This window comes from Streptomyces sp. NPDC059142 (genome assembly GCF_042755665.1).
Lineage (GTDB): Bacteria > Actinomycetota > Actinomycetes > Streptomycetales > Streptomycetaceae > Streptomyces.
This window is the reverse complement of record NZ_JBHZDA010000155.1, coordinates 1-9,287: the sequence shown is the minus strand read 5'-3', so window position 1 is coordinate 9,287 and position 9,287 is coordinate 1. Positions and strand designations below refer to the sequence as shown.

The following is a 9,287-nucleotide window of genomic DNA, read 5'->3' as shown; positions in this document are numbered from 1 at the left end:
TTACCGGCGGGTGGGTCCTATTTTCTTAAACCCCCCCCCCCCCGGCCCCGTCCTGCCCCCCGCGCCTGCGGCGGGGGGCGGGGGGGGCCCCCCCCCCCCCCTTCCGTATGCCGTCCACGCGCTCTTACGGGAGCTGCGCCGCCCGTGCCTCGCGGCGGTTGCCGCGGAAGGTGTTCACCCGCCGTGCCGTGGCGAAGAGCGGGATCACCGCGCCCGTCACCACCTGGAGCGCACAGCCGGTCTGGAGCAGGAGCTGACCGCCGGGCGCGTCGAACGCCCACGCCGCCAGCAGCCCCATCGCGGCCACGATCCAGCTCAGCATGGCCACCGCGAGGACACCCCGCGGCTTCGGGTACTCGACGCGGCTCACCATCAGCCACGCCACGCCGACGATCGCGAGCGTCGTCGGTACGAAGGGCAGCTCCAGCAGGACGATCGAGACGACCGTCAGCGCCCCGAAGGGGGACGGCATCCCCTGGAACATGCCGTCCTTCATCGTCACGCAGGAGAATCTCGCCAGCCGCAGCACGACCGCCAGCAGCACCACGACCGCGGCCAGCGCCGAGACCCGTTGATGCGCGTCGTCCGCCACCATTCCGTACACCAGTACGAAATAGGCCGGGGCGAGACCGAAGCTGATCAGGTCGGAGAGGTTGTCCAGCTCCGCGCCCATCGGCGAGCTGCGCAGCTTGCGCGCCACGAGCCCGTCGAACAGGTCGAAGATCGCCGCGGCGAGCATCAGGATCACGGCCGTCGCGGCGGAGTGCCGCGCCATGCCGGTCTCGTCACTGCCCGTGAGGTGCGGGATCAGGATGCCGGTCGTGGTGAAGTACACGGCCATGAAGCCGCAGGTGGCGTTGCCCAGCGTGAGGGTGTCCGCTATCGACAGCCGCAGCGACAGCGGCATGTCCTCCGCGTCGTCCTCCGCCTCGGCCTCGGCCTCCGTGGCCCATCCGGCTTGCGTGTCGGGATCAATCACGGTCAATTCGAGTCACCCCTGCGGTCGTGGTCTGGCCGACCTCGACGGCGACCTCGACACCTTCCGGAAGGTAGATGTCGACGCGCGAGCCGAAGCGGATCAGGCCGATGCGCTCGCCCTGCTCCACCTTGGTCCCCTGGGGCAGGTACGGGACGATGCGCCGGGCCACCGCGCCGGCGATCTGCACCATCTCGATGTCACCCAGCTCGGTGTCGAAGTGCCAGACGACGCGCTCGTTGTTCTCGCTCTCCTTGTTGAACGCCGGGACGAACCCTCCGGGGATGTGCTCCACGGACGTCACGGTTCCCGCGAGGGGAGCGCGGTTGACATGGACGTTCAGCGGGCTCATGAAGATGGCGACCCGCGTGCGCCCGTCCTTCCACGGCATGATGCTCTGCACCACACCGTCGGCCGGGGAGATGACCCGGCCCTGCGTGATCTCGCGCTCCGGGTCTCTGAAGAACCACAGCATGCCCGCCGCGAGCGCGGTGGCGGGCACAGCGAGGACTGCCGCACGCTTGGAGCTGCGCGCGCGGGCCAGTCCGATCGCCGCGGTGGCGACGGTCGGGAGAAGCCACGGCGATGCTCCGCGAGCGATGCGGACGCGGCCGCGTGGTGCAGAGGTTTGGCTGTGGGGCATGGATGACCTTCGTAGCGGATGATGCCGCGCTGGCAACGGGGGACGGCGGCTTTCCAGCGATGGTACTGGTTACGAGCCGCAACTGAGCAAGCCAGCAGCCGAGTCGGGCGGCTTGAAGCGTGCGGCAGAGCACTGCGGGGTGTGATTTTCCTTGCCGCCAAAGCGGTGCAAAGTCGATAATTAACCCTGGAATCGGTACTCCTCCAGCAGTCGGCGACCGATGATCATTTTCTGGATCTCGGCGGTACCCTCGCCGATCAGCAGCATCGGTGCCTCGCGGTAGAGGCGCTCGATCTCGTACTCCTTGGAGAAGCCGTAACCGCCGTGGATCCGGAAGGCGTCCTCGACGACTTCCTTGCAGTACTCGGAGGCGAGGTACTTCGCCATCCCTGCCTCCAGGTCGTTTCGTTCCCCGGAGTCCTTTTTGCGTGCCGCGTTGACCATCATGGCATGGGCGGCCTCGACTTTGGTAGCCATCTCGGCCAGCTTGAACTGGATGGCCTGGTGCTGGGCGATGGGTCGGCCGAAAGTGTGACGTTGCTGGGCATATGAGACACCCAGCTCGAAAGCGCGCTGTGCGACGCCGCAACCACGCGCCGCGACATTCACCCGGCCCACCTCCACCCCGTCCATCATTTGGTAAAACCCTCGGCCGGTGGTTTCGCCGAGGACCCGATTGGCCGGAATGCGCACTCCGTCCATGATCAGCTCGGTGGTGTCGACCCCCTTGTACCCCATCTTGTCGATCTTCCCGGGGATGGTGAGTCCGGGCAGCACCTCCCCGAACCCGGGCTCCTTCTCCACCAGGAACGTCGTCATCGACCGGTGCGGAGCCGTACCCTCCGGGTGGCCCTCGTCCGTCCGGCACAACACCGCGACCAGGCTCGACGTGCCCCCGTTGGTCAGCCACATCTTCTGGCCGTTCAGTACGTACGTGTCCCCGTCCCTCACCCCCTTCGAGGTGATCGCGGAGACATCGGAACCCAGCCCCGGCTCCGACATCGAGAACGCGCCACGCACCGCGCCCTCGGCCATCCGGGGCAGGAACGTGTCCTTCTGTTCCTGGGTGCCGTGCTGCTTGAGCAGGTACGCCACGATGAAGTGCGTGTTGATGATGCCCGAGACGGACATCCACCCCCGGGCGATCTCCTCCACGCAGAGCGCGTAGGTGAGCAGCGACTCGCCGAGACCGCCGTACTCCTCGGGGATCATCAGCCCGAACAGTCCGAGTTCCCGCAGGCCCTCGACGATCCGGGTGGGGTATTCGTCGCGGTGCTCCAGTTCGGTGGCGACCGGCAGGATCTCCTTGTCGACGAAGTCCCGGACGGTGGCCAGGATCTCCCGCTGGACCTCGGTCAGGCCGGCGGTCTGGGCGAGTCGGCTCATGGGGTCACTTCTCCTGCGGCTCGGGGCGGCCCGGCTGCTCGCCGCCGCGTTCCTTCACGTATGCGGCGGTCGGCACCATCACCTTGCGGCGGAAGACGCAGACCACCGTCCCGTCCTGCTTGTATCCCTTGGTCTCCACGTACACGACGCCCCGGTCGTTCCGGGACCTCGACGGTGTCCTGTCGAGCACCAGCGTCTCGCCGTACAGCGTGTCGCCGTGGAAGGTCGGCGCCACGTGCCGCAGCGACTCCACCTCCAGATTGGCGATCGCCTTGCCGGACACGTCCGGCACCGACATGCCCAGCAGCAGCGAGTAGACGTAGTTCCCGACGACGACGTTCTTCCCGAAGTCGGTCGTGTTCTCCGCGTAGTTGCTGTCCAGATGGAGCGGATGGTGGTTCATGGTGAGCAGACAGAACAGATGGTCGTCGTACTCCGTGACCGTCTTGCCCGGCCAGTGCTTGTAGACCGCGCCGACCTCGAACTCCTCGAAGGTGCGTCCGAACCGCATCGCTCAGCCCTCCGGCGCTTCGAAGCTGGTGGTGCGCCGCATCCCGGCGGCCCGGCCCTTGCCCGAGATCACCAGCGCCATCTTCCGGCTGGCCTCGTCGATCATCTCGTCGCCGAGCATCGCCGAGCCCTTCGCGCCGCCCGCCGCCGAGGTGTGCCACTCGTACGCGTCGAGGATCAGCTCTGCGTGGTCGTAGTCCTCCTGCGACGGCGAGAAGATCTCGTTGGACGCCTCGATCTGGCCCGGGTGCAGCACCCACTTGCCGTCGTAACCGAGCGCCGCCGCCCGGCGCGCCACTTCGCGGTACCCGTCCACATCGCGGATCTGAAGGTAAGGACCGTCGATCGCCTGGAGATCATGGGTACGGGCGGCCATCAGAATGCGCATCAGAATGTAGTGATAGGCGTCCGCTCCATAGCCGGGCGGCTGTTCCCCGACCACCAGCGTCTTCATGTTGATCGACGCCATGAAGTCGGCGGGGCCGAAGACGATCGTCTCCAGCCGCGGGGAGGCGGCGGCGATCTCGTCGACGTTCACCAGCCCCCGGGCGTTCTCGATCTGCGCCTCGATGCCGATCCGGCCGACCTCGAACCCCATCGTCCGCTCGATCTGGGTGAGCAGCAGGTCCAGGGCGATGATCTGCTGCGCGTCCTGCACCTTCGGCAGCATCAGACAGTCCAGGTTCTGCCCGGCGCCCTCCACGACCGTGATGACGTCGCGGTACGTCCAGTGGGTCGTCCAGTCGTTGACGCGGACGACGCGCGTCTTGCCCGTCCAGTCGCCCTTGTTGAGCGCGTCGACGATGGTGTGCCGGGCGCCCTCCTTGGCGAGCGGCGCGCACGCGTCCTCCAGGTCGAGGAAGACCTGGTCGGCCGGGAGCCCCTGGGCCTTCTCCAGGAAACGCGGGTTGGAGCCCGGTACGGCGAGACAGGAGCGGCGCGGACGCAGCCGGTTCCCTGCGGGGCTCTCGGGGGTGGCGGGCGCGGTCATGAGGGGACCTCCAAGGGGTCGAGTCTGTTCGCTTTCCGGATCTCGTCGACGATACGGCCGATGATCTCCGTGATCCCGAAGTCCTTCGGGGTGAAGACGGCGGCCACTCCGGCCGCCCGCAGCGCCTCGGCGTCGGCGCCCGGGATGATCCCGCCGAGGATGACCGGCAGATCGCCGGCGCCGGCCTCGCGCAGCCGTCCGAGCACATCGGGCACGAGCGCGGCGTGCGAGCCGGACAGGATCGACAGGCCCACACAGTGCACGTCCTCGGCGAGCGCGGCCCCGACGATCTCCTCGGGCGTCAGTCTGATGCCCTGGTAGACCACCTCGAAGCCGGCGTCCCTGGCGCGTACGGCGATCTGCTCGGCCCCGTTGGAGTGCCCGTCCAGTCCGGGCTTGCCGACCAGCAGCCGCAGCCGCCCCGCGCCCAGCTCCGCCGCCGTCCTGGCCGCCTTCTCCCGTACGGCGGCGAGCGGCGTGCCCGGCTCCGCGGTCACCGCGACCGGCGCCCCGCCCACCCCGGTGGGGGCGCGGAACTCGCCGAACACGTCGCGCAGCGCCCAGGACCACTCGCCGGTCGTCACCCCGGCGCGGGCGCACTCCACGGTCGCCTCCATCAGATTGGCGGTGGAGGCGGCGGCCTTCTTGAGGGCGGTCAGCGCGTCGGTGGCCCGGGTCTCGTCCCGGGCGTCCCGCCAGGCGCCCAGCGCCGCCACGACCCGGGCCTCGTTCGCCGGGTCGACCGTCATGATCGCCGTGTCGAGATCGGCGGTGAGCGGGCTGGGTTCGGTGGACTCGTAGCAGTTGACGCCGACGATCCGCTCCTCGCCCGACTCGATCCGCGCCCGGCGCTCCGCGTGCGCGGACACCAGCCGCGACTTGAGGTAGCCGGACTCGACGGCCGCCAGCACGCCGCCCATCTCCTCGATCCGGCCGATCTCCGCCAGGGCCCCCTCGGTCAGCTCCGCGACCTTGGCCTCGACGACGTGCGAGCCCTCGAAGAGGTCCCCGTACTCCAGCAGATCGCTCTCGTGCGCGAGCACCTGCTGGATACGGAGGGACCACTGCTGGTCCCAGGGGCGCGGCAGTCCCAGCGCCTCGTTCCAGGCGGGGAGCTGGACGGCGCGGGCGCGGGCGTCCTTGGAGAGCGTCACGGCCAGCATCTCCAGGACGATCCGCTGCACGTTGTTCTCCGGCTGGGCCTCGGTCAGCCCCAGGGAGTTGACCTGGACGCCGTAGCGGAAGCGGCGCCGCTTGGGGTCCTCGACGCCGTACCGCTCCCGGGTGATCCGGTCCCAGATGCGGGAGAAGGCCCGCATCTTGCACATCTCCTCGACGAAGCGCACGCCCGCGTTGACGAAGAAGGAGATCCGTCCGACGACGTCCCCCCGGCGCTCCTCGGGGATCCGGCCGGAGGCGAAGACCGCGTCGAGCACGGCGATCGCCGTGGACATGGCGTACGCGATCTCCTGGACCGGGGTGGCCCCCGCCTCCTGGAGGTGGTAGCTGCAGATGTTGATGGGGTTCCACCTCGGCAGGTGGTTCACCGTGTACGTGATCATGTCCGTGGTCAGCCGCAGACTGGGCACGGGCGGGAAGACATGCGTCCCGCGCGACAGGTACTCCTTGACGATGTCGTTCTGCGTGGTGCCCTGGAGCGCGGCCGGATCGGCGCCCTGCTCCTCCGCGACCACCTGGTAGAGCGCCAGCAGCCACATGGCCGTGGCGTTGATGGTCATGGAGGTGTTGGTGTGCTCCAGGGGGATGTCCTGGAAGAGCCGGCGCATGTCGCCGAGGTGGGAGACCGGCACCCCGACCCGGCCGACCTCCCCGCGGGCGAGGATGTGGTCCGGGTCGTACCCGGTCTGGGTCGGCAGGTCGAAGGCGACGGACAGGCCGGTCTGGCCCTTGGCGAGATTGCGCCGGTACAGCTCGTTGGACGCCTCGGCGGTCGAGTGACCGGCGTACGTCCGCATGAGCCAGGGCCGGTCCTTCTGACGATCGGTCATGTGGGAACCCTCAGAACAGTCAGGCGGTCGGGGCGTTCGGGCGGGGGCCGTGTCAGGCGTCCTGGCGGCCGGGCACGGTCCGCTCCGCCGGTGCGTCCCGGAAGCGGTTGATGGCGTCGAGGTGACGGGCCCGCAGCTCTTCGTCGCGCACGCCCAGGCCCTCACGGGGGGCCAGCGCCAGCACGCCGACCTTGCCCTGGTGCCGGTTGCGGTGCACGTCGTACGCGGCCTGGCCGGTGTCCTCCAGCGCGTACACCTTCGACAGGGTCGGGTGGATCTTTCCCTTGGCGACGAGGCGGTTGGCCTCCCACGCCTCGCGGTAGTTGGCGAAGTGCGAGCCGACGATCCGCTTGAGCGACATCCACAGGTAGCGGTTGTCGTACTCATGGGTGTAGCCGGAGGTGGAGGCGCAGGTGACGACCGTGCCTCCCTTGCGGGTGACGTACACACTGGCGCCGAACGTCTCGCGCCCCGGGTGCTCGAAGACGATGTCCACGTCCTCGCCGCCGGTCAGCTCGCGGATGTGCTTGCCGAACCGTTTCCACTCGCGCGGGTCCTGGTGGTGTTCGTCCTTCCAGAACCGGTACTCCGCGGCGCTCCTGTCGATGATCGCCTCGGCGCCCATCCGGCGGCACAGCTCGGCCTTGTGGTCGCTGGACACCACACAGACCGGGTTCGCCCCGCCGGCGAGCGCGAACTGTGTGGCGTACGAGCCGAGCCCCCCGCTCGCGCCCCAGATCAGCACGTTGTCCCCCTGCTTCATCCCGGCACCGTTGCGGGAAACGAGCTGGCGGTACGCGGTCGAGTTGACGAGTCCGGGCGCCGCCGCCTCCTCCCAGCTCAGATGCTGGGGTTTGGGCATGAGCTGATTGGACTTCACGAGCGCCAGCTCCGCAAGACCGCCGAAGTTGGTCTCGAACCCCCAGATCCGCTGTTCGGGGTCGAGCATCGTGTCGTTGTGGCCGTCGGACGACTCCAGCTCGACGGAGAGGCAGTGCGCGACGACCTCGTCCCCGGGGTGCCAGGCGTTGACGCCGGGGCCGGTGCGCAGCACGACGCCCGCCAGGTCGGAGCCGATGACGTGGTACGGCAGGTCGTGCCGCCTGGTGAGTTCGCTGAGCCTGCCGTACCGCTCCAGGAACCCGAAGGTGGGCAGGGGCTCGAAGATCGAGGTCCAGACGGAGTTGTAATTCACCGAACTGGCCATGACGGCCACGAGGGCCTCGCCCGGGCCGAGTTCGGGCACCGCCACCTCGTCGAGGTGGAGTGAGGCGCGGGGGTCCTTCTCGTGGGTGGTCAGACCCGCGAACATCTCCGTCTCGTCCTTGTGCACGGTGACCGCGCGGTACGAGCCGGGGAGGGGGAGTGCGGCGAAGTCGGCGGATGTGGCGTCCGGCGACTGGATCGCGTCCAGGATGTCCTTCACGGTGGTGCCTCCGGCGAAGCTGGGATGCGAATGCGAGGGGTCGCGTGCGTGACTGCGGTGGAGGTGTGCCGTCGGTTCGGCGGTGGGGCGGCGCCGGGTGGGCGCGGAGGTACGCATGCCTGTGACGCAGGCGTCCGGGGCACGGGCGGGATCGCTCGCGGGAACAGCCGGACAACATCAACGTATGGCACCCTGTGACACCTGGCAAGGCACTGGGTGCCATTTTCCTGGCTCAGTTGTCGGGTGGGCGGCACGCATGAGCCATACCTACCGCCCGGAGGCCGGTACGTATCACTTCCCGCGGCGGGACGCGGCGGGACAGGACGCGGCAGGGCGGGGCGGTGGCGGGGAAGCGGGCGGTGGCGGGGGAGCGGGCTGGGCGGCCGGGGTCAGGCGTCCTTGAGCGCCTGCTGGATCGCGCGCATGACCTCGTCCAGCGGCGCGTCCGTGCGCGCCACGGTCACCAGGACGTCCCCGCCGGTACGGACGGACGCGGCCGGCCGAGGCGCCCCGCCCATGGCCCGGCCCGCGCCGATCCCCGTGCCGAAGGTGGCGCGGACGATCGCGAAGGCGTGGTCGAGCTGCCCCTCGACGTCGCCCTCCCCGCCGGCCCGCAGCCAGCGGCGCAGCACATGGTTGTGCGCGGTGACGACGGCGGACGCGGCCACCTCGGCGAGCAGCGGGTCGTCGTTGCCGTCGGTGTGGTCCCGCTCGTCGAAGTGGCCCAGCAGATAGCGGGTGAACAGCCGCTCGTAACGGGCCACCGAGGCGATCTCGCGCTCCCGGAGCGTGGGCACCTCGCGGGTCAGCCGGTAGCGCTCCACGGAGACCGCGGGGGAGGCCGCGTACATCCGCATGACCTCCTTGATGCCCCGGCAGACCGTGTCGAGGGGGTGCTCGTGGGAGGGCGCGGCGTTCAGCACCGCCTCCGCCCGGACGAGGGTGTCGTCGTGGTCCGGGAAGATCGCCTCTTCCTTGGAGCGGAAGTGCCGGAAGAAGGTGCGGCGCGCGACCCCGGCGGCGGCGGCGATCTCGTCGACGGTCGTCGCCTCGTACCCCTTGGTCGCGAACAGCTCCATGGCCGCCGCGGCCAGTTCGCGGCGCATCTTCAGCCGCTGGGCGGCGGCACGGGTGCCCGCCGCGCTCTCCGGGGCGTCGGACCGGGTGCTCGTACGGGAGGACTTGGCGGGCTGGGACATGAGGTGAACGTACTGCATCGGCGCAGGAGGGCGCGCCCGAGCCCCTGGTCCGCCCCGCCCCCGCCCCCCCCGCGCCACACGCGGGGGGGTGCGCGACCGGTTGATGCCGGAGGGCGCGCCCGGCTCCTCCTGGACGTGTGCGTACGC

Annotated in this window: 8 protein-coding genes; all 8 read right to left on the bottom strand. The window is 69.6% G+C overall.

The features are described 5' to 3' along the window. Window positions 1-124: 124 nt before the first annotated feature. On the bottom strand, window positions 125-979 hold the full coding sequence (pssA, locus tag ACFXPK_RS31435; RefSeq protein WP_385005682.1) for a CDP-diacylglycerol--serine O-phosphatidyltransferase: 855 nt from the start codon (window positions 977-979) through the stop codon (window positions 125-127). Then, on the bottom strand, window positions 972-1,619 hold the full coding sequence (locus tag ACFXPK_RS31430) for a phosphatidylserine decarboxylase (protein WP_329827884.1): 648 nt from the start codon (window positions 1,617-1,619) through the stop codon (window positions 972-974). The genes pssA and ACFXPK_RS31430 overlap by 8 nt, the downstream gene beginning before the upstream one ends. A 180-nt stretch (window positions 1,620-1,799) precedes the next feature. Further along, a complete protein-coding gene (locus ACFXPK_RS31425) occupies window positions 1,800-3,005 on the bottom strand; it encodes an acyl-CoA dehydrogenase family protein (RefSeq protein WP_385005672.1) in 1,206 nt (401 codons plus the stop codon). Between the two features lie 4 nt (window positions 3,006-3,009). After that, window positions 3,010-3,516, bottom strand: a complete 507-nt coding sequence (locus ACFXPK_RS31420) for a MaoC family dehydratase (RefSeq protein ID WP_385005674.1) — start codon at window positions 3,514-3,516, stop codon at window positions 3,010-3,012. Between the two features lie 3 nt (window positions 3,517-3,519). Then, window positions 3,520-4,506: an HpcH/HpaI aldolase/citrate lyase family protein gene (locus ACFXPK_RS31415; protein WP_385005676.1), complete on the bottom strand. Its 987-nt coding sequence runs from the start codon at window positions 4,504-4,506 to the stop codon at window positions 3,520-3,522. After that, entirely contained in the window at window positions 4,503-6,515 is a 2,013-nt protein-coding gene (locus ACFXPK_RS31410) for a protein meaA (RefSeq protein WP_385080530.1), read from the bottom strand. Before ACFXPK_RS31410 ends, ACFXPK_RS31415 begins: the two co-directional genes overlap by 4 nt. 52 nt (window positions 6,516-6,567) lie before the next feature. After that, window positions 6,568-7,941: a crotonyl-CoA carboxylase/reductase gene (gene ccrA / locus ACFXPK_RS31405; protein ID WP_385005684.1), complete on the bottom strand. Its 1,374-nt coding sequence runs from the start codon at window positions 7,939-7,941 to the stop codon at window positions 6,568-6,570. 389 nt (window positions 7,942-8,330) lie between these two features. Beyond that, window positions 8,331-9,158 carry a TetR family transcriptional regulator gene (locus ACFXPK_RS31400; protein ID WP_385005680.1) on the bottom strand — a complete coding sequence of 276 codons (828 nt, stop codon included), beginning with the start codon at window positions 9,156-9,158 and terminating at the stop codon, window positions 8,331-8,333. Window positions 9,159-9,287: the final 129 nt, after the last annotated feature.